This window comes from Pyrinomonas methylaliphatogenes (genome assembly GCF_000820845.2).
In the GTDB taxonomy this organism is placed as follows: Bacteria; Acidobacteriota; Blastocatellia; order Pyrinomonadales; family Pyrinomonadaceae; genus Pyrinomonas; species Pyrinomonas methylaliphatogenes.
In genome coordinates, this window is sequence record NZ_CBXV010000002.1 from 280,138 (window position 1) to 300,487 (window position 20,350).

Here is a 20,350-nt window from a genome sequence, read left to right on the forward strand (position 1 = left end):
CTGGTATCTTCATCGCCTCAGTGGGCAGGGGAAAATGAAACGGCTCGCCTTCTTCTTCATGCTGATCGCTTCGCTTGGGCACCCGAACGTCCTTTTGGCCCAGAACGATTATGACATCATCATCCGCAATGGGCGCATCGTCGATGGCACGGGACGCTCTTCATTCATCGCCGATGTCGCCATCAAGGGCGACCGCATCGCGCGCATCGGGCGTCTCGATAAAGCGAGGGCGCGTCGCGTGATCGAGGCGCGCGGGCTGGTCGTGGCGCCTGGGTTCATCGACATGCTGGGCCAGTCGGAGATCTTTCTGCTGATCGATCCGCGCGCGATGAGCAAGGTGATGCAAGGCGTGACGACCGAAATCACCGGCGAAGGCGAATCGGTCGCGCCGATGAACGAGCGGATCATCCGCGAGAACGAAGATTTCTACCGGCGCTACAACCTCAAGGTCGATTGGCGCACGCTCGATGAATATTTCCGCCGTCTCGAACGGCAGAGGATCGGATTGAACATCGGCACGTTCGTCGGCGCCACACAAGTGCGCGAGTACGTCATCGGCTACGAGAATCGCGCGCCGACTCCGGCAGAGCTTGAACGGATGAAACAGCTCGTCGCCGAAGCGATGCGCGACGGCGCGCTCGGGCTTTCGACTTCGTTGCAGTACGTTCCAGCCCGCTTCGCCAAGACGGACGAGATCGTCGAACTGGCGAAGGTCGCGCGCTCTTACGGCGGCATCTACGCGACGCACCAGCGGAGCGAAGCCAACGCGATAGATTCTTCGCTCGAAGAGGTCTTCGAGATCGCGCGCCGCGCCCAGATCCCAGTCGAAATCTGGCACCTCAAAACGGCCTACAAGAAGAATTGGGGTCGGATGCCGGAGATTTTGCGGCGCATCGAGCAAGCGAGAAGAAACGGGCTGGACATCACGGCGGATGTCTATCCGTACACGGCGGCGAGCACTTCTCTGACAGCGTGTCTGCCGCCGTGGGCGCTCGAAGGTGGCATCGAAAAGACGCTCGCGCGGCTCGCTGACGCGCCGACCCGTGAACGTTTGAAGCGCGAGATCATGACCGACTCCAACGACTGGGAGAACATCTACTTGGGGAGCGGCGGCGCCAGCGGCGTGCTCATCGGGTCGGTGGTCAATCCGGCGCTCGAGAAGTATCAAGGCAAACGCCTCGCGGAGATCGCCGCCGAGCAAGGGAAGGATCCGCTCGACGCCCTCTTTGACTTCATCATCGCCGACCGCGGGCAGACGGGCGCGATCTACTTCATGATGAGCGAAGAGGATCTGCGCGCCGCTTTGCGCGCGCCGTTCGTCTCGATCTGCACCGATAGCGGCGCGCGCGCCATCGACGGGCCTCTTTCCGGCTCGAAATCACACCCGCGCGGCTGGGGCAGCTACCCGCGCGTTCTCGCCCGCTACGTGCGCGAAGAGAAGCTTCTTTCGCTCGAAGAGGCGATCCATAAGATGACAGGGCTTCCGGCGGCGCGCGTAGGGTTGCGCGATCGCGGGCTGCTGCGCGAAGGCTACTTCGCTGACGTCGTCATCTTTGATCCCGAGAGGGTTCGCGACCGCGCGACTTTCGAGGATCCGAACCAGTATCCGGAAGGGATCGATTTCGTCATCATCAACGGGCGCATAGTTGTCGATGGAGGTAAACATACCGGCGTATTGGCGGGGCGGGTCTTACGCGGCCCAGGGCACCATCCGGCAAACGGGCGATGAGGGCGGGCAGATTCCGACTCATCACCTCTTCGTATTCCACGTCGAGATCGCTCACGTTCCTCATAGTGGATGAGGGCGGGCAGATTCCGACTCGTCACCTCTTCCGCATCAGCGAGCGAGTCAATCGCGCCCGGTCCGTGCGAAAGTCCAATTCTTCGCGACGAGCGGCACCGCGTTCGGCTCGGTGCCGCAAATAAAAATAGGGCCGAAATGCCATCGGCCCTTCAAGATTTGCCCTCTCTCTGCCAGGTTAAGCCGGAGCGTTGGCAATGCACTGCTTGCGCGCCTGTTTGGCAGCCTGAATGGCGTCTTTACGCTCTTTGCCCTTCTTGGTCTTCGCTTCCTTTAAAGCGGCCTTGTAATCATCATTGCACTTCTTCACGGCAGCTTTATGCTCTGCCGAGGGCTTGGCTTTCTTCGCCGCAGTCTGGGCCTGAGCGGCGGAGACGACCAGACCGAGCGCCGCGATGACCGACAAGGCACCGTGCAAGATTGCGCGTTTCATAGCTTTTAACCTCTCCTCGAAAAGATTCTGTCCCTAGATCAGGGATGAATTTGAAGTCCCTTCACCGCTCATCTCAAGCAAAAAGCGCACCAAAAAGCCCGCGCGCGCTCGATGCGAGATTTGCCCGATTGCCGATGCGCTCAGTCAGATGATCCCAATCGCGCGGTGTGGCGCTTTTGTTCCGAGCGACAACTTCGCCACGCCCCACGTGACGGGCAAACTGCGCGCGAAAGCGCTCGGCGCTCGCTTTCGAGGCGAGCGATGTCCGCTCTCGACGGGCGAGCCTCGCTTGACGACTTTAACTGCCCAATTCGAACTCGACGACAAGCGGACGATGGTCGGAAGCGAGCGTTTCGCTGACCCACGCTCGCCTTGCTCGCAAAGGTCGCCCTACCAATCCAGAATAGAAGATGTAATCGATACGCTTCGCCGGTCGGTCAGCGGGGAAAGTCGATCCGGCGGAACTCGCCCCGCTTGACATCCAAGCATCCGTCAATCGGCTTGTCACCAAACGGTAGGTCTCGCCATCTGGCCCTTCGTTGAAATCTCCCGTCAAGATCAGCGGACCGGTCACATGCGCGAGCGCATCGAGCAGTTGTCCGGCTTCGAAGAGGCGACCATCGGCGAACTGATAATCGAGATGCGTCGTGATGAAACGAAGGCGATCGTTGCCGATGGAGATCTCGGCGCAAATAAAGCCTCGGCGTTCGGCTTCGCGCAGGTTGCGATAGCGCCGGTGCTCGAAACTCGTGATTGGAAAGCGCGAAAGGATCGCGACGCCGTACCAGCCGCCTTGATAACGCAAGTTCGGCGCGAAAGCGTAATCCATTCCGGTCAAGCGCGCTAGCTCCGCGATCTGGTCCACACGCCCGGTCCGTTCGACGCCGCGATCGACCTCCTGCAACCCGACGATGTCGGCTCGTTCGCGTTTGATCACAGCGGCGATGCGTGCAAGATCGAGCTTCTTGTCCATCCCGATGCCGACGTGGATGTTGTAGCTCATGACGCGAATGGTGCGCGCTTCGGCGCAAGAGATACCCGCAAGCGCGAGGATGAGAACAAGCGCGCAGCGTTTTGCGCTTTCAAAGAGCGCGCCCGACGCGCAACGGATGGGCCAAGGACCGAAATTCGACGCGCGGGAGATAACCGCTTCCCGAAATCTCATGGACGCCCTCTCAATCATGCGCCGCGTATTCGGCGCGCGCCCGTTCGGTTTCAGCCAAACCGGCCCACCCAGTGCGATTCAAGTTCCAGAACATCATCGCGCCGCACGCGGCGGCCAACAGGAAGAGCAACGTCGCTGTGCCGAGCGCGCCGAAGACTAGTTCGCCGATGCCGAAGAGAGTCGCATAGACGAGCGCGATCCCGAGCGCCCAATTCGCGAGATTGGCGATGATCTCATCATTGCGCTCCGGCATGCCTTCGAGCCGCGCGATCCGCCTCCAGCCCGGACCAGCCGGACGCACGCGCCGGTAGAACTCCCGCAGCTTCTCTTCCGGCTCCGGCGCGGTCAACAGCGTCGCCGCCAGCCAAACCAAGGTCGTAACTCCAACCGTAGTCAGAATCGACTGCGCAAAGCCGAGCGGCGTCGAGCTGTCGAAAATCACGAAATAACGGAGCGCGAGCGAGACGACGAGCGCCGCAGCCATCGCCGCCACTTCCGACCAAGCGTTGATCCGCCACCAGTACCAGCGCAAGATGTAGACCAGCCCTGTACCTGCGCCGAGCGAGAGCACCAACTCCCAACCGCCTGTAATACGATTCATGTAGTACGTGACGATGATCGAAAGGATGACGGTGATGAACGTCGCCACGCGCGAGGCGAAGACGTAATGGCGCTCGGTTCCATCCTTCTTCACGAAGCGACGGTAGAAATCGTTGATGATGTAGCTCGCCCCCCAGTTCATCTGCGTCGAGATCGTGCTCATGTAGGCGGCAGCGAACGAAGCGAGCAACAATCCGCGAAAGCCTACAGGCAGCAAGTCGTTCATCGCCTGTACGTAACCGAAAGCCGCGTCGGGTTGGCCCGTTTCAGGATTCAGGGTCGCGCCGCGATAGAGCACGAGCGACGAGAGCGCGACCAGAATCCACGGCCACGGACGCAAGGCGTAGTGCGCGATGTTGAACCAGAGCGTCGCGAGCAGGCCATGCTTTTCGTTCTTCGCCGAAAAGATCCGCTGCGCGATGTAACCGCCGCCGCCCGGCTCCGCCCCAGGATACCAAGAGGCCCACCAGTTGACCGCCAGATAGACCGCGAGCGTCAACGGCGGCAACATCCACGCCATGGAACCATCGCTCCAGAGGCTGATCGCTTTCGGCCCGAAAGGCTCCGCGCTCCCGACCGGCGTAACCGTCGCGATCTTCGCCTTCAACCCTTCGATGCCGCCGACCGCTTCGACGGCGAAGACGGCGAGCGCGATCGAACCGACCATCGCGATGACGAACTGCACGGCATCGGTGATGACGACGCCCCAGAAACCCGAAAGGATCGAGTAGAGGAACGTGACGCCGAGGCACAATCCGAGCGCTTGCCATTTGGCCAGCCCGAGCGTGCCGCTCAAGACCTTGGCCATGCCGAGATTGACCCAGCCCATGATGATCAAGTTGATCGGAAGCCCTAGGTAAAGCGCGCGAAAGCCGCGCAAGAACGCGGCAGGCCGGCCCGAATAGCGAAGCTCGACGAATTCGACATCGGTCATCACTTCGGCGCGCCGCCACAGTCGCGCGAAGAAGAAGACCGTCAACATGCCGCTCGCCAACATGGACCACCAGAGCCAGTTGCCCGCCACGCCGTTGCGCGCGACCATCTCGGTCACAGCAAGCGGCGTATCGGCAGCAAACGTCGTCGCAACCATTGAAGTTCCGGCTAACCACCACGGCATCGAACGATCCGAGAGGAAATACTCTTCGGTCGAACGCCCTGCGCGCCGCGCGTAGTAGAGCCCGATGACGAGCGAAAGCGCGAAATAAGCGGCGATGATCAACCAATCAACTGTAACGAGTCTCATGCGATCTCTCCGTGCGGGAACACAGAATCAGAAAAGTTTTAAGAGCGCCCACAGCGCGCCAGAAGACGATGCGGAACACATCCCCCAAATTCAGGATCAAGAACTTCCGCCGCATCGTCTCTCAGACGGTGCGAAAATGCGAATCGAGAAGCGCCCCGTTCACTCGGTCGAAAGAGCCTCAAGGGTCGCCCGAAGAGAATTTCCCTCGGGCTAGCTGACTTCTGAATCCTGAACCTTTGCTCCGTTCTCTCCCTTGCTTCAAACTTTGATGATGATACGCTTGCGATAAAGAATCGCCATCACGCCGAGCCAGAAGAGCACGTAAAAGATCGCGAACATGAGCGAAGCGTTGACGGGCTGCGCCCATGAAGCGAAGAGATGATCATAGATGAAAGTCTTCAAATTTCCCATCGAACCATCGGCGCGCGGGATCCTCCACAGCGTCATGAGCCTGCCCAATATGGCCGATAGTACGAAGACGGCGAGCGCGTTGACGCCGAAGATGACGAACGGTTTGCTCCACTTACGATAACCTTTGATGTCGATCAACCAGTAGCAGAAAGCGAGGAACTGTAGCGCCAACCCGCCCGTAAAGAGCACGTACGAACTGGTCCAGAGCGGTTTGTTGATCGGAAACCACCAGTTCCAGACCCAGCCCAAAACGACGCCGATCATGCCAAACGCGAACAGCCCAACCGCTTTTTCAAACGGCGAGCGATCGGCGCGCAACCAGTGGCCCGCAAGCACGCCGAAGAGCGTCGTCGCGATCGCCGGAAGCGTGCTTAGGATGCCTTCTGGATCGTAAACGGGCGTGTAGGTGTGACCGGCGAGAAGCGCGCGGTCGATGTATGCCGCCAGATTGCCTTGCTGGCTGAGATCGCCCGCGCCGTATCCGGGGACGGGCACGAGCATCATCAGCGCCCAGTAAGCGACAAGGAGCGCGGCAGCGGCGATCGCTTGCCCGCGCCAGCCGGTCCACAAAAAGACGAGCGAGGCGAAGAAGTAGCAGACGGCGATGCGTTGCAATACGCCCGGAATGCGTATCTTCGCCAGATCGAAATACGGGAAGCCGTTGATGAACAGCCCCAACGCGAAGATGATCGCCGTGCGGCGGAAGATCTTCCAGTAAAGGTCACGTTTGCTTCCGCCCGCTTCCATGCGCCGCGCGAAAGCGAGCGTGATCGCCACGCCGACGATGAACAGGAAGAACGGGAAGATCAGATCGGTCGGCGTCCAACCGTGCCACTCGGCGTGTTTGAGCGGCGGATAGACGGCGCTCCACGTGCCCGGATTGTTAACCAAGATCATGCCGGCGATGGTGATGCCGCGAAAGACATCGAGCGAGAGCATGCGCCCGCCCAAGTGTCCGGCCACTGGTCCAGTTTTGTTCTTCTGACTCATGCACGCCTCCTTTCGAGGAGGAACTTTTCGAGCTTCGTTCGCCCATGATCTACGCCGGTACCGCCGCTTTGTCAATAAAGGATTGATCTGTCATTCGCCGTTCGGATCGGCGGCGCGCTCTGCAATCGCCGCTTCGCGGCGCTCTTTCGCGACCGGCGTCGCGGCGACATACTGGCGCACCAACCAGTCTACGCCGGTGATCGCCGTACCGACGCAGACGGCGAACGCGCCGCAATCGAAAGCGCGGCGCACATCCTCGGGATCGCGCACGCGCCCTTCGCAAATGATCGGCACGTGTGCCAGACGTTTGCTCAACCGTTCGACCAACTCGAAGTCCGGTCCGCTCTTATCGCGCGTCTCCGCAGTGTATCCCGAAAGCGTCGTGCTGATGAAGTCCGCGCCGTACTCTTCGCCCGCCGCCAAACCTTCAGCTTCGGTGGCGACATCGGCGACCACGGGCGTCTGCAACTCTTCGCGCACGCGCCGGATGATCTTCGGCAAAGTCTCCCCCTGCGGGCGAGGGCGAAGCGTGCCATCGAGCGCGACCAAATCAGCGCCGCTTCGGACGACGCGCGCCGCCGCCGCGAACGTGGGCGTGATGTAGACATCGAACCCACCGTAAATGACCTTTTCGATGCCGAGGATCGGAATGGAGATGACGCGCCGCACGGCGGCGACGTTCGCTGGACCATCTATACGCACGCCGACGGCGCCGTTCAACTCGGCAGTGAGGGCCAGAGCCGCGATGATCTCCGGACGCGCAAGCGGCGAACCGGCGGCAGCTTGGCAAGAAACGATCAAGCCGCCGCGCCAGCGCGCCAACACGTTCGCGCGTCTCTCTTCAAGGCTTTTCATCGCCCAGACTCCTTTTCCAAATTAGAGAGGATCTCTTCCGTCAAATCGACGCCCGCCGCGCCATAGGCGAGGAGAAGCGCGCCTACGGCTGGATCGAAACGCGGAGCGATGACGCGCGCCAGGGGAAGATGCTGGGCCACCCGCTGCGCGAACTCCTCACGCAACGAGAGGCTGCGGAAAGCGCCGCCGACCGCAGCCACTTTGACGCTCTCGACGCTGAGCCGCTTTGCGACGGCGATGACTAAACGGCACAACCACATCGCCGCCTCCGCGATGATCCGGCGCGCCGAAGCATCGCCCTCTCTGGCCGCTCGTTCCACTTCGATGGCGAACGTCGCCAAACGATCGCGGTCTATCCGGCCAGCATAAACGGCGCGCGCAAGTTCGCGGAAGTCTTTTAGGTCGAAGTGGCGCAGCGCGCGCGTGCCAAGCTCGGTCGAATCCCCGACTCCGTCCACCGCGCGAAGCGCGCATCTCAAACCTTCCATCGCAATCCAATAACCGCTCCCCTCGTCGCCGAGCAGATAGCCCCAACCGCCCGCTTGCGCTGACCGGTCGAGACCGTTTTCGCCATATGCGACCGATCCCGTGCCCGCGATGACGACGATGCCGGGTTCGCCACCGGTCGCGCCAGCAAGCGCCGCCGGCGCGTCATGCCCGATGCTGAGACGGCGCGCTCGCACGATGGAACGGATCACTTCTTCTTTGAAATCCGCGCCGCCGGTCATGGCGCAATGCGCGGCGTCGAACTCCACTTCGGAGACTTCGGTGGCAAGCCCTGCCTCTCGAAGCGCCGCGCCGACGCTTTCGCCGACGGCCCGTGCCAGACGTTCGCGCCCGCCCGGCTGCTCGGCGTGATTCGCTGGCCCACCGCGCCCGCGCCCGCGAATTCGACCGCGCTCATCGGCGACGACCGCTTCGGTGTGGCTCTGTCCACCATCTACGCCAAGAAAGAGTCGCTCGCCCATGTCACCCTTCATTCGAACTCACTCTTCGCCGCTCACGTCCGCATCGTCGTTCGATTGAACCTTCGGATCAACGCTTCCACAATCGCTCGCACTCGGTCGGAGCGAACGGCAGATCCAAAAGCTCGCGGACGAAATCATGGACCAGAGCTTCCGAATGATCTTCGCCCTCCACCCACTTCGCGGCAAGCAGATGACCGAGTTCGTGCGCGATGATGAGGCGTTCGAGCCCTTCGCGCGAGAACCAGCCGGCATCTTCCGACGCGCGTTCGAGCGCCGTCTGGTTTACGCGAATTAGCCCGGTCTCGCACTCGCCGACGCTGACGAGCGGCCACCTTTCAAAGACTATGCGCACGCCCGCGCGCCGCGCCATCTCATGGACATCGCGCGTCCCAAACTCCTCGATAGCTCTCTCGGCCAAGCTCATCTGCAATCGTCACTCAAGTTCGCTCGAATCTCGCGCCTTTTTCGCGCGGCGAACTTTCAAGGGCCGAGACGGATCAGCGTTCGCGCTGCGCGGCGATGATCACCAACTCTTCGCCTTCGGCGAAACCTTCAAGCTCTGCGCGCGCCAGCGCGATGACCTGTTCGGCATCGGCCAATCCTGAAAGGTCGATGATACGCGCGCGCGCAAGAATGTGCGTATCGGGGATTGAACGCCCAGCATCGCCGAAATCGGTCAACCGCGCGATCGCCTCTTCGAGATCGCGCGCCACCGCGCCGACGCGCGAACGGATGATTTCCGCATCGCTCCTTTGCAACCGGACCACGCCCGTGTGATCCAGCACGCGCACCAGCTTGCGTCTCTTTCGCCACAAGCCGAACAGCGCGGGCTCGCGCCGTTCGGCGACGAAGACGCGAAAGGAGTCTGTTTGCGCCGCCAGCTGGACCAGCGAAGGCTGGATCTGCATCGAACGTGCAGCCGACAGACGGCACGCTTCGACATCGAGCGCCGCCGCCGCGCGATCATTCTTCTTCAATTCGGTCGTGCCGAAAGCGATGGCGCGCACCAGATTCCTTCGGGTGTCAACCTCGACCTGAACTTCCACCGTTTCGGGGAGCGCACCCGCCTTGATGGCCGCTTCCGCCGCCTCGCGGCGCACTTGCAAGATGTCCTCGGGCGTCGGATCGACGATGTTCCTTTCGACCGTGTCGCGCACCATCGCCAGTGCCACTCCGATGGTCGAGATCACTTCCGCTTTGCGCGCGAGGCGAAAAGGCAGATTCATCAGGCGCGCTGTGAAGGGCACGAGCGCCGCAGCGCCGCCTCCCCCGCCAACAAGCTCCACCGTCGCGCGTTCGAGTTTGTATTCGGCGATCAACTCTTCGATCTGTCGTGCGACTTTCCGGCAGGAGAGTTCGAGCACGCGCCGCGCGACCTCTTCCTCGCTCGCGCTCAAGGCCGCCGCGAGTGGGCCGAAAGCCAATCGTGCCGCCTCCACATCGCCGCGCGCGAACGCGCCTTCGGGGATGATCCCGAGGAGGTTCGCAGCGCAAGTCGGCGTCAGCGCCAATCTTCGACCATCGCGCGTTTCCACGGCGACGTAATCTTCCGCATCTTCGGGCGTTGGGCGCAGGTGAACGAGCTTCGCGCCGATCAACTCTTTCGGATCGGCGAACGCCGCGTAAGGCAGACCGGCGATGTGCGCCGAACGAGGCCCAACATCGACGATCTCGCCGCGTCGCTCGCGTATCAGACTGCCGCCGGCAATGCCGAGCGTGCGCACGTCGAGCGTGTTCAGAAAAGTCCGATGGCCGCCGACGCGCGCCGGACGCACTTGCGGCTGGCCGTCGCGGATCACGGAGATGTCGGCGCTCGTTCCGCCGACTTCGATGAAGATGCCGTCGGACACGCGCTCGTACATCAACGCGCCAGCGATTCCGGCAGCCGGACCGGAAAGCATCGTCAGGATCGGGCGACGGTGGACCTCTTCGACGCTCATCACGCCGCCATCCGAACGCATGATCATGAGCGGCGCGCCGATGCGCGCGCGCTCGACGCAACGCGCGGTCATCTCCGCCGTCTCGACCATCTTCGGCAGAATGGAGCCGTTCAAAACGGCGGTGCGCGTGCGCGTCCTCAGCCCGTACAGTCCGGAGACTTCGTGGCCGGAAGTGGCAAACAAGCCCAGTGCGCGCGCCACCTCGACTACGCGCTCTTCGTTTTCGGGATGATCAACGCCGAAAGCTTGCGACGCGACGATGACGCGCGCGCCGCTGTGGCGCAAACTCTCAATGATGGCGCTCGCCTGCGCGGCGCTGATGCCGTTGGCGGTTCGAACGAACCGATGTTCGGGCCGCAGCGTCTTTCCGGGCGCAAGCTCGATAGGCGGAACGCGCGTGTCGCGCCGCGCTTTCCACGCCTCGAGACCGCCTCCCAAACCGACGATGCCGACCGGCGCGACATCGCCTTCCAGAAGCGCGTTGGTCGCCTGCGTCGTCGAGTGAGCGATGAAGATGACCTCTTCCGGCGCGACGCGGAGTTCCACCAGCACGCGCTCGATCGCTTCGATGATGCCGCGCGCGACGCCCTCGGGCGCATGATGCGTCGTCGGAACCTTTAACTGCCCGATGACCTCGCGCGTCTCGTGATCGATGACCACGGTATCCGTGAACGTGCCGCCGACATCGATGCCGACGCGCACGCGCCGCCGCATCGCTCGCGCTTCGTCTGCCATCTTCCCGTTGCGCTCCGCACACATGATCCGACGCTCGCTCGACTCAAGACGTGATCACGGTTCCCTTGTCTTCTCTCGACTTGGGAAGCGATGACCGTTCCTCTCTCCCCCACGCGCCCGCGCGTTTATTCGGGAACGGCTACTCGAGCGATGGCTGCTCTTCTCCACGCGCCCTCTAGCGTGTCGCTTTGAGACGCGCCGTCCGTTCAGCGCCGCTTTCAACGCCTGCCGATGGCGCAGCACCGGAAGCCTTACGGAATCGGCCCGCAGCGTTTGCATCTTCGTCGGCGACCGTATGCTGCCGTGCTACGATGCAAGCTTGGGTGTTAAGCGTCCCCGTTGGCGATCGTGCGTCGTTGTGCTACGATGCAAACTGCGTATGAGTCCCGAACTGGTCATCGCATCGGTGATCAGCATCATCCTCTCCGTCTTCGGGGCGACATGGCTGAACCAACGCGCCACGGAACGGTTCCTCGAACAGATGGAGAAGCGCTTCGATGCGCGCTTCGACACGTTATTGGTCGAGATTCGCTCCGAGATCAAACGTCTGGACCAGCGCATAGATTCGCTCGAACAACGCATAGGTTCACTCGAACAACGCATAGGTTCGCTCGAGCAACGCATCAACTCGCTCGAACACCGCATCAACTCGCTCGAACAACGCTTTGAGCAGCGCATCGCTTCCATTGAACAGCGTCTCGATCGCATTGAACGTCAACTCGAAGCCTTTTTCAAACCCGTGCCGCCGCAACGTTGAGCCATCGACATCCGGCATCTCGTTCACTTCCGAGCTTTTTCGGCTCTCGCATCCAGCGGTTGCGCCCGCAGCCCGGCGCCGATCTCGAACATGCCGGGGATGCCGACGGGCAGCCGCCCGGCGATCTCGACTTCGCCGAAGATCGCCCGCGCGGCGGCTTCCTGCGCTACGTCCTCGATGGCGTAGGCGGCCATGTACACGGGCGCTTCCGGGAACTGGCGGATCAGGTAGGGGCTACCGAAGGCGACGATCGCCGTCCGTTTGCCGAGCGCGAGAAGCTGTCGGATGAAATCTGTCTGCCGGTCGGGCAGCGCGACCGTCCCTTTGAGCGCAGCGCGTTTGACGAACGGTGCGATGATGATGTTCTCGGCGCGCTTCGCCTCTTCGATCATCTGCGCATATTCAGCCTCGGTCGTGCGCGGATCGGCCTTGAGGATCCGCGCCCCCTTGACGCGCCGCTCGATCTGCGGGATCAGCGTCCGGCCCTCTTCTGGGTCATCGTCGGCGGCGACGACGACGTAGAGCGCGCTAGCGGCGCGCGACTGGGCCAGCGGAAGCAATCCGCCTTCGTTTCGTAGAAGCGTCATGGAACGCTCGGCGACGCGCCGCGCCTCTTGAACGTTCTCCGGCTTCTCCACGAGCCGATTGACGGCGCTCAGATCGACCATCCTGTTCTGGACCAGTCCCAAGCGGTATTTGGCGCGCAACAGACGGCGAACCGAATCGTCGATCCGCGCTTCTGTAATCTCGCCGCGCCGCACGGCCTCTTCGATCGCCTTGATCGCCGCCGTCGGATCGGGCGGAAGGAGCGCTACGTCGGCCCCGGCTTTGATGGCACGCACGGCAGCATCCGGTCCGGGATAATTCTTCGTGATCGCGCCCATGCCGAGCGAATCGGTGACGATGATGCCATCGAACTTCAGCTCGCGCCGGAGAAGATCGGTCGTCATCTGCGGCGAGAGCGTCGCCGGGTGACGGTCGCCCGTGATCTTCGGCAAAGCGACGTGCGCTGTCATGACGGCATCGACGCCTGCGGCGATGGCCGCGCGAAACGGCACGAGTTCCATGCGATCGAGTCGCGCGCGGTCAACCTCGATCGTCGCCAACCCGATGTGCGAATCGGTCGCCGTATCGCCGTGACCGGGGAAGTGCTTGGCTGTGGCAAGCGCGCCGCCATCGCGCACGCCGCGGACGAAAGCGGCGACGAAGCGCGCGACCTGTTGCGGATCAGCGCCGAAACTGCGGATGTTGATCACGGGATTGTCGGGATTGTTGTTGATGTCGGCGACCGGCGCGTAGAGCCAGTTGACGCCGATGGCGCGCATCTCTTCGGCGATGATGCGCCCTTGGCGATACGCCGCCTGAACGTCGCCCGTCGCCGCCACGCCCATGTTGGTCGTAAACGGCGTGCCGTTCTTCATCTGCATGCGCAAGCCGCGCTCATAATCGGCAGCAATCAGCAGCGGAAGCTTGGAAAGGCGCTGCATCTCGTTGGTCAATGCGGCGACTTCGTTGGGGCTGCCGCCGCGGACGATGAAGCCGCCGACGCGGTTCTGTTCGATCTGCTTGCGCACCTCGGCGAACCGCTCGCTGGCGAAATTCATGAATTCGCTCGACGCGGCGACGACGATCATCTGACCGATCTTCTCGCGCAAAGAGAGGCTGCGCAATGTGGTCTCAACCCACTCATTCTCGCCGCGCGCATCCGCTTCTCTGTGTGCCACCAGCGGCACGACATCGAGCAAAAGGACAAGGACCAAGAATCCGACCAAGATCCTTCTGAACGTCATCGCCCTGTCGAAACCCTTTTGGACCATCGCCTCGCGCCGCCTTGCGCGAATCATCGCCCTTCCTCTTCTCATCATTACCCCTTCGGTTTACCCCAGATGTCTATCTTCTCCCCACCGCGCGCTTCGTCCGTCGGCGTGACGCGCACATGTTCCGGCGACGGGCAGCGCATGTCGGTCATGCGCGCGCGCGTCATCGGCAGACGCACGGCGTTCGCCCCTTCACCGCGCAGCAAATAGACCTCCAACCACTCGGCGCCGGCCACCTGCGCCTCGGTCGGTTGCGCGGGCTTGCCTTCATTGTACCTTTGATCGATGGCGTTGACCCGTTTGAACTGGCGCGCCACGCGCGGTTGAAACCCGCGCGCGTCGAATTCGGTTTGAAAAACGCGCTTCGGTTGCGGACCGGCATCGGCGACGACCAAGCGCAGCTTTCCCGGACCGGCGACCAGCACGGCCATCGCCACCACATCGCCGGGCCGCCAGTAGAATTCGCGCTGTGCTGGCGCTTCTGCCCAACGCTCGTTGCGCCAGAACGGATGCCAAGCGTCGCGCACGGCGCTCCGTTTGCCGTTCTCATCGACCGAAAAGGACCACGTCAGCCCAGCGTCTATCTCCTGCTCGCCGGCGCGCCCGCCCATGTAAACGGAGAAGTTGTCGAGCGGCTGACCGTCCTTCGGATCGAGACGCGAAGGATCGGTTTGCGGCTGGCCCAGTCTGATGATGCCGATGATGCCGGTCCAGCGATCGAAACTCGAAACCGCTTTGCGGTAATAAGCCCCCGGAAAGCACGGAAGCTCTGGGACAGGAGATATCTCCGCGTCGCTTGCCGCAGACGCTGCGGCCTCGCTCGAAAACTTGACCGCATCGCCGACTTTCAGGTGCGCGATGACCCAGCGGCGCGCCGCGCCATGTGCGCTCAAGACGAAGCCATCTTTGCCGACGCTGATCGGTCCGGGATCAGCCTTGTACTCGAGATGAACGGCTCGCGCCCGGTCGCGCACTTCGACCACCTTGCCGCCCACGATGTAAACATCTACGCCGGAAGCGTTAGGCGGATCCTTGCGGTATTTTTCGGGAGTGTAGATGACCAATTGGTCATCGCGCCGTAAGATGTCCCTGCCGCTGATGGGATAGCTCGCCCCGTCCGGCGCGAAGATGAACTCTTTAGCCTTCTGCCCAAGCGCAACGCCGAAAATGATGGAGAAAGCTACGGGAAGGCATGCGGCGAAACGAACCGCAGGCGAGAGTCGATCAGGCGTTCTGCTCATCTTGTCATCACCTTTCACGGAAATTCCGTCCGTCATCGGGCCGAAGCCGATTGTCTCGGAAAGAGGCCGTTTCTCCGCGCTACAAGAACATCGCCGCGCCGAGCACGAGGCCAATTAGGCAGACGATGATCATCGTCGGGAGAGTCGCGCGCGTGATCTCTTCGACACGCACGCCGACGTAGTTGGCGACCCACACGTTCTGCGTGTTGGTCGGATCGCACACGTTCTGCACCTGCACGACCGACATGATCGCCGCAAGAAGCGCGAGCGGCGGCAAAGCTCCGGTCGCAAACATGATCGAATAGACGCCGATGCCGACACCGAACGGATTCAATGGCCCACGATAGAGCGCCAGCGGCGAAAGCAGCCCGAAGAAGAGCACGTAAGCTGCGGGCGAACGTAAGGGAATGGCCGCAACGAGCGGCGCGAGCGCCTCTTTCACCGCAGGCAGAGTGAGCGCGTTCAAAAGCATGCCGATGCCGATCATCAAGATGGCTGCCGGCGCGCCATCTTCGACGCCGCGCACGGCGGAAGCCGAGAGCGTGCGCACGGCGGCGCGCGGCTCGGTCAACAACACGCCGAAGAGCGCGCCAGCGAAAAAGGCCGGAAGCTCGCGCCAGCCGAATCCGACGTAAAGCACGAGCGGCACAAACGGCGTCAGGAAGGCGACGAGCGGCACGCGCCTTTTGCCCTCGGTGCGCGCGAGTATCTCCTCTTTGGTCGTCACGGCCCAGAAACGAAGCTCCGGCGCGCGCCGCGCGGCGATGAAGGCGTAGATGGCGACCGCTGCCGCCGTAATCGCGCAAAGGCCCAGGGCGAACCGCGCCACTTCCGGCGGCAACGGAGCATCAGGTGCAATTTGAAGAATCTCGCGATACAAGCGCCACAGCGCAATGTTGAAGACGAAGCCGGTCGCAAACGCCATCAGGAAGAAGACGGCGGCGAGCTTCCGTGGGATCCCGAGGCTCATCATGATCGGCAGCACGAGCGAACCGACCATGATGATCGCGCCGAGTCCGGTGAGCGAAGTGAAAAGGATCGCCGTTACGGCCATCAACGCCGCGGCGACGATCATTGGGCGATCCCCGCCATACTCCGCCGCGCGCTTGATGATCTCTTCGGCGATGCGCGTTTGAATCATCACGCGCCCGAGCATCGCGCCGGCGAAGACGGCGACGTAGGCAGGCGCAAGCTTTACAGCTCCGGCGGCGACCACATCATTGAGAATTACCGGGAGCGGCGCGCCGACCAAAGCGGCGACTGCGACCGCCATCGCTGGCACGGCGATGATCGCAGGAACGGCGCGCGCAAACATCAACGCGGCAAAGAGAGCGAAGACTAAAAGAAGCAATGGACCGCTCATGGGTTTAAAGCTCGATCATCGCCGGCGCATAAAACGAAATCGAATCTGGCACCGCCGATCTTGCCGGTCCGATCTCAGGCGAGTTGGACCGGCAAGATCGAATATTCCGAGGCGAGATCCGCCCTCCAACATTCGCCTTTCAGAAAGTATATCGCGCCACAAGTTGGATGATGCGCGGGCGATTGCCCTGTGTTGTGACTATGCCGAAGTTCGGACTGTTGACGTTCCTTTCGGGAGTGCCGAAGACGACGTAATTGAAAGCGTTCAAAAATTCGGCGCGGAGTTGAATCTTCTGCCGCCCCTCGTTCCACGTGAAGTTCTTCAAGAGCGACAGATCGACGTTGCGATATTGATCGCGCCGAATGTCGTCATACGTGCGCGCCGCGTTGCCGAACTTGAACGCTGACGGCGAAGCGAACGCCCCCGTGTTGAAGACCGCGCGCCCATTACGCGCCGCGTCGCGTAGATCTTCGCGGCTGAAACCGTTCTGTCCAACTCGATCGGGGCGACGCACGGCGTTACCCACTCCAGCCAACGTTGTCAATCCCGTGAACGAATCTGCGATTATTTGAATCGGCGCACCCGATTGAAGGATCACAGTCCCGCTCACTTGGTAACCACCCAAGAAGAGATCGACGAAGCGATTCAAATTTCGCCCGAAACGACGCTTGCGACCGAAAGGCAACTCATAGGTGAACGTCGCCGTGAAGCGGTGCGGTACATCGAGGGTTGAAAGCGAATACTCTCCGCCTTTGTAGTTATAGACGTCTTGCACCGGCGTCGGATCTAAAAAGGCGGCGCCGTTGCCCACTCCGCTCGTATCCATCAGCTTCGACCACGTGTAATTGACGACAGCCGATAGCCCATCGCTGAAGCGCTTCTGCAAGTTGACTTGAAACGCATTGTATTTGCTGTCGCCGATGAGCGGGCGAAACCACAGGACCGCAGTGTACTGCGGATATGGGCGGAGAAGTTGCGCGCGCGGGATAAACGCGCCGTTGAAAGATGGCGAAGTTGGAATCAAACCTTGGAACGGATTGGGGACCATCTGATTGAGGAAGGCCGCGGGCGAAGCGCATGGGATGTTCAAGGTGAACGGCGCGCTCGACAAACTGCTACATGAGTTCGGTTGTGAGTAGTTGTTGAGCGCATAATCGAGAACCGCGGACGATAGTTGGTTGAGATTCAATTGCTGCACCGGCAGATGCACGCCGCGGCTGCCAACATACGCAAGATCGAGCACGAGGTTCCGTGCCAGTTGACGCGAGACGACCAAATTCCACTGCTGATTGTAGGAGTTCTTCCGCACCGGCTCGACGGCGTAGACTTGATCGCCCAAACGGGTCAACGCGCCGAGCGAATTGCCGACCGGTCCGGGCAAGCCGTTCGGGAACGGATCGGTCAGAAAGACCGTCCCCGCGCCGACTTGCGCCGTCTGCGACGACTGGATCAAGCTCGTGGTGAAGTTGGTCCCTTGCGCAGTTGGATTTTCGAGCGCGAGCGGCAAATAGAAGATCCCATAACCACCGCGAACGGTCGTCCTCTCGTTGATCCCATAAGCGAACCCGACGCGCGGCGCAAACAGATGGTTCGCGCGCGTCTGCGGGCCTTTCGGAAAGGAGAGCAAACCGCGTAAGTTGGTGAAGTTCGGGCTGAGCTGTCGCACGAACGGATCCGTCGGCGCGGGGACGCGACCGTTGAGCGGCGACGGCGCATCGAAATCGAAGTTCGTCACAAGCTGACGCACCTCCGCCGTCCCGGGCTCGAGCTCATAACGCAGGCCAATGTTCAGCGTAAGATTACGCTTGACGCGCCAATCGTCTTGAACGAAAGCCGCTTTGTAATGCTTGTAGAGCGTCAACGGCGTGACGATCTCGCGATTGCCGCTCGATGGAAGGCCGAGCAGGAATGAAGCCAAAGCCGAACCGGAAGCTGCAGAGTTGGCGAAAGAGACGGTCGCCACCGGACCGCGAGTCCACGTCCGGTCGAAGCTGAACGAACCGACCGGCGTGAAGAACTGGAACGGATAGAAGCGATATAGCCTGAACTCGCCGCCCGCTTTGATCGTGTGCGAGCTGCGGATGATCGTCACCGCATCGGCCACCGTATGCACATCTCGCGGTTGATTGTTGCCCGCGCCGCCGATCGTGCTGCTGTTGATCTGCCCAGGAGGCGTCAAACCATCAGAGCCGCCGCCGATGGTAAAATCCGGGAATTGGAGGTTCGCCGCGTTGACGAGCAAATATGGCGGAAGTCCCAGCAAGGTCGGATTGAAACCTTGCCCGTTCGGACGCTGATTGGCCCGCACGCGCGTGTAACCATAGCGCGCGTTGTTGATGACGCTCGCGCTGAAAGCGTAGACGTGATTGAACGTGAAATTGCCGAATTGGTCGCGTATCGTGCGCGCGTTCGAAGCCGGCGACTTGAAGTAGTTCGGGAAAGCATCGACGCGTTTTTCGTACGAAAAACGCGCGAAGAAGCTCTGCTTGTCTGAAACCTTCTGATCTATTCGCGCCGCGACGATGTCGCGCGTAAAGCGTGATGTATCGTTGATGATGAAGTTGTTGATGACGCCCGGAATCGGCTGACCGTCAACCGGACTGACGAATCGCGTCCCCGAAGAGTTTGGCAGCGGGATGTAGGATAAGACATTGAGCGCGACCGGATCGAGACAAGCGGAAGTGCGCGGCCCCGGAGCGCAAACCGGCAGACTGCTCAAGTCGTTGTTCGGGAAGGCCGGTCGCCCCTGCACGACGGTGCGCGTCCGCACGCCCTGCGGCGTGATGGTATCAACGTAATAGGGGACGAGCGGCCCATAAGGGTTGAAGATCTGGCCGAAGGGGACGGGCGCTCCGGCTGGCCCACTCGGATTCCCCGGCGCGAAATAGTACTCCGTGCGCGTCCCATTGCTCGACGTAAAACCCAGTACGCGCGCGCGGTCCAGAAGATCCGATAGATCGCCGCGCCGCTCCGCCGCCGTCGGGACGGTCAGCAACTCGCGCGTGAAAGGATTGTCCTCTCGCCTCGCCTCGTAATTGAAGAAGAAGAAGGTCCGATCCTTGCCGCTCCACAAAGCCGGTCCGCCTTCGCCAAAACGCGGCAGATAGACCGGCCCACCGATGGCCCCGCCGAACTGATTTCGGTTGACATCGATCCGCGGCAACCCCTGTTTGTTGCGGAAGAAACCGTTAGCGTTCAGCTTGTCGTCTTGAAAATATTCGTAAAGCGAACCGTGGAAACGATTGGTCCCGGCGCGCGTCGCGATGTTGACGATGCCGCCAGCAGTGCGCCCGAACTCGGCCGGCGCAACGCCCGATTGAATTTTGAACTCGCGGATCGAATCCTGCGGCGGCGAGACCGCTACGCCCTGAAAATCGCCCACCGTGTTCGTCACCCCATCAAGCAACACATCGTTCGATGAAGCGCGCCCGCCGTTGACCGAAAAGTTCGAATCGAAGAAGTTGCGGTTCGCCGCTGAACCAACTTGATTATCCGGAGAACCGAGCGCCGCGCCGACATCTATCACGCCAGGAACGAAAGGGAGAAAGTTGAAGATGTTGCGATTGGCCGTCGGCAGATCCTCGAGCAGTTTGGTCTCGATCGTCGTCTCAAGCTGCGACGTTTCGGTTTGCAGAAGCGGCGTCGTCTCGCCCGAAACCTCCACCACCTCCTGCACGGTCGCGCTCAAGGCGAAATCGAGCGTCGCCGTCTGCGCCACCTCCAATCGCACGTTCTGGCGAACCTGGCGCGCAAAGCCCGCCCCCTCGACGCTGATGTCATAAACGCCAGGCTGCAAGAACGGGATCGTGTAGCGTCCCTCGCCGTCGGTCACGACGCTTCGGCTGATCCCCGTCTCTTTGGAAGTGGCCGTGACGGTCGCGCCGGGGACGACGGCGCCCGCAGAGTCGGTGATCGTGCCCGCGATGGTGGCGGTGATCGTCTGCGCTCTGATCGGGAGGGCAAAACAGGCGAGGCAGGCCAGCAGCGAGAATCCAAACCTTTTCATGAGCTTCACTCCTTCGCGAAACGAG

Annotated in this window: 14 protein-coding genes; 2 read left to right on the top strand and 12 right to left on the bottom strand. The window is 61.7% G+C overall.

What is annotated here, in order from left to right; all coding sequences use genetic code 11:
• Window positions 1–34 precede the first annotated feature (34 nt).
• Window positions 35–1,729 (top strand): N-acyl-D-amino-acid deacylase family protein, encoded by a 1,695-nt coding sequence (locus PYK22_RS02895; protein ID WP_211197597.1) that lies wholly within the window; start codon window positions 35–37, stop codon window positions 1,727–1,729.
• A 250-nt stretch (window positions 1,730–1,979) separates the two neighbouring features.
• Here PYK22_RS02895 and PYK22_RS02900 read toward each other — a convergent pair whose 3' ends face one another.
• The 8 genes from PYK22_RS02900 to PYK22_RS02935 form a co-directional block, all read right to left on the bottom strand.
• Complete coding sequence (locus PYK22_RS02900; RefSeq protein ID WP_041974109.1) at window positions 1,980–2,234, bottom strand: hypothetical protein; 255 nt, start codon at window positions 2,232–2,234, stop codon at window positions 1,980–1,982.
• A 298-nt stretch (window positions 2,235–2,532) separates the two neighbouring features.
• Complete coding sequence (locus PYK22_RS02905) at window positions 2,533–3,399, bottom strand: endonuclease/exonuclease/phosphatase family protein (protein ID WP_060635268.1); 867 nt, start codon at window positions 3,397–3,399, stop codon at window positions 2,533–2,535.
• Between the two features lie 10 nt (window positions 3,400–3,409).
• Complete coding sequence (locus PYK22_RS02910) at window positions 3,410–5,242, bottom strand: sodium:solute symporter family protein (RefSeq protein ID WP_041974111.1); 1,833 nt, start codon at window positions 5,240–5,242, stop codon at window positions 3,410–3,412.
• Between the two features lie 258 nt (window positions 5,243–5,500).
• Window positions 5,501–6,643 (bottom strand): acyltransferase family protein, encoded by a 1,143-nt coding sequence (locus tag PYK22_RS02915; protein WP_041974113.1) that lies wholly within the window; start codon window positions 6,641–6,643, stop codon window positions 5,501–5,503.
• Between the two features lie 90 nt (window positions 6,644–6,733).
• The gene (locus tag PYK22_RS02920) at window positions 6,734–7,498 is read right to left on the bottom strand and encodes an N-acetylmannosamine-6-phosphate 2-epimerase (protein ID WP_041974115.1); all 765 of its coding nucleotides are present in this window, start codon (window positions 7,496–7,498) and stop codon (window positions 6,734–6,736) included.
• Window positions 7,495–8,466 carry an N-acetylglucosamine kinase gene (locus PYK22_RS02925; RefSeq protein ID WP_041974117.1) on the bottom strand — a complete coding sequence of 324 codons (972 nt, stop codon included), beginning with the start codon at window positions 8,464–8,466 and terminating at the stop codon, window positions 7,495–7,497. The genes PYK22_RS02920 and PYK22_RS02925 overlap by 4 nt, the downstream gene beginning before the upstream one ends.
• A 67-nt stretch (window positions 8,467–8,533) precedes the next feature.
• Window positions 8,534–8,890 carry a hypothetical protein gene (locus PYK22_RS02930; RefSeq protein ID WP_041974120.1) on the bottom strand — a complete coding sequence of 119 codons (357 nt, stop codon included), beginning with the start codon at window positions 8,888–8,890 and terminating at the stop codon, window positions 8,534–8,536.
• Window positions 8,891–8,963: 73 nt separating this feature from the next.
• Window positions 8,964–11,141, bottom strand: a complete 2,178-nt coding sequence (locus tag PYK22_RS02935) for a hydantoinase/oxoprolinase family protein (RefSeq protein ID WP_211197598.1) — start codon at window positions 11,139–11,141, stop codon at window positions 8,964–8,966.
• A 379-nt stretch (window positions 11,142–11,520) separates the two neighbouring features.
• Between PYK22_RS02935 and PYK22_RS02940 the strand changes: the two genes are divergently transcribed.
• A complete protein-coding gene (locus PYK22_RS02940) occupies window positions 11,521–11,898 on the top strand; it encodes a hypothetical protein (protein WP_041974122.1) in 378 nt (125 codons plus the stop codon).
• A gap of 23 nt (window positions 11,899–11,921) precedes the next feature.
• Here PYK22_RS02940 and PYK22_RS02945 read toward each other — a convergent pair whose 3' ends face one another.
• The 4 genes from PYK22_RS02945 to PYK22_RS02960 form a co-directional block, all read right to left on the bottom strand.
• Complete coding sequence (locus PYK22_RS02945; protein WP_162199779.1) at window positions 11,922–13,742, bottom strand: glycoside hydrolase family 3 protein; 1,821 nt, start codon at window positions 13,740–13,742, stop codon at window positions 11,922–11,924.
• 20 nt (window positions 13,743–13,762) lie between these two features.
• Window positions 13,763–14,956 (bottom strand): hypothetical protein, encoded by a 1,194-nt coding sequence (locus tag PYK22_RS16280; protein WP_157770630.1) that lies wholly within the window; start codon window positions 14,954–14,956, stop codon window positions 13,763–13,765.
• A gap of 79 nt (window positions 14,957–15,035) precedes the next feature.
• Entirely contained in the window at window positions 15,036–16,319 is a 1,284-nt protein-coding gene (locus PYK22_RS02955) for a citrate transporter (protein WP_041974124.1), read from the bottom strand.
• A gap of 139 nt (window positions 16,320–16,458) precedes the next feature.
• Window positions 16,459–20,325 carry an outer membrane beta-barrel protein gene (locus PYK22_RS02960; protein ID WP_041974126.1) on the bottom strand — a complete coding sequence of 1,289 codons (3,867 nt, stop codon included), beginning with the start codon at window positions 20,323–20,325 and terminating at the stop codon, window positions 16,459–16,461.
• Window positions 20,326–20,350 lie beyond the last annotated feature (25 nt).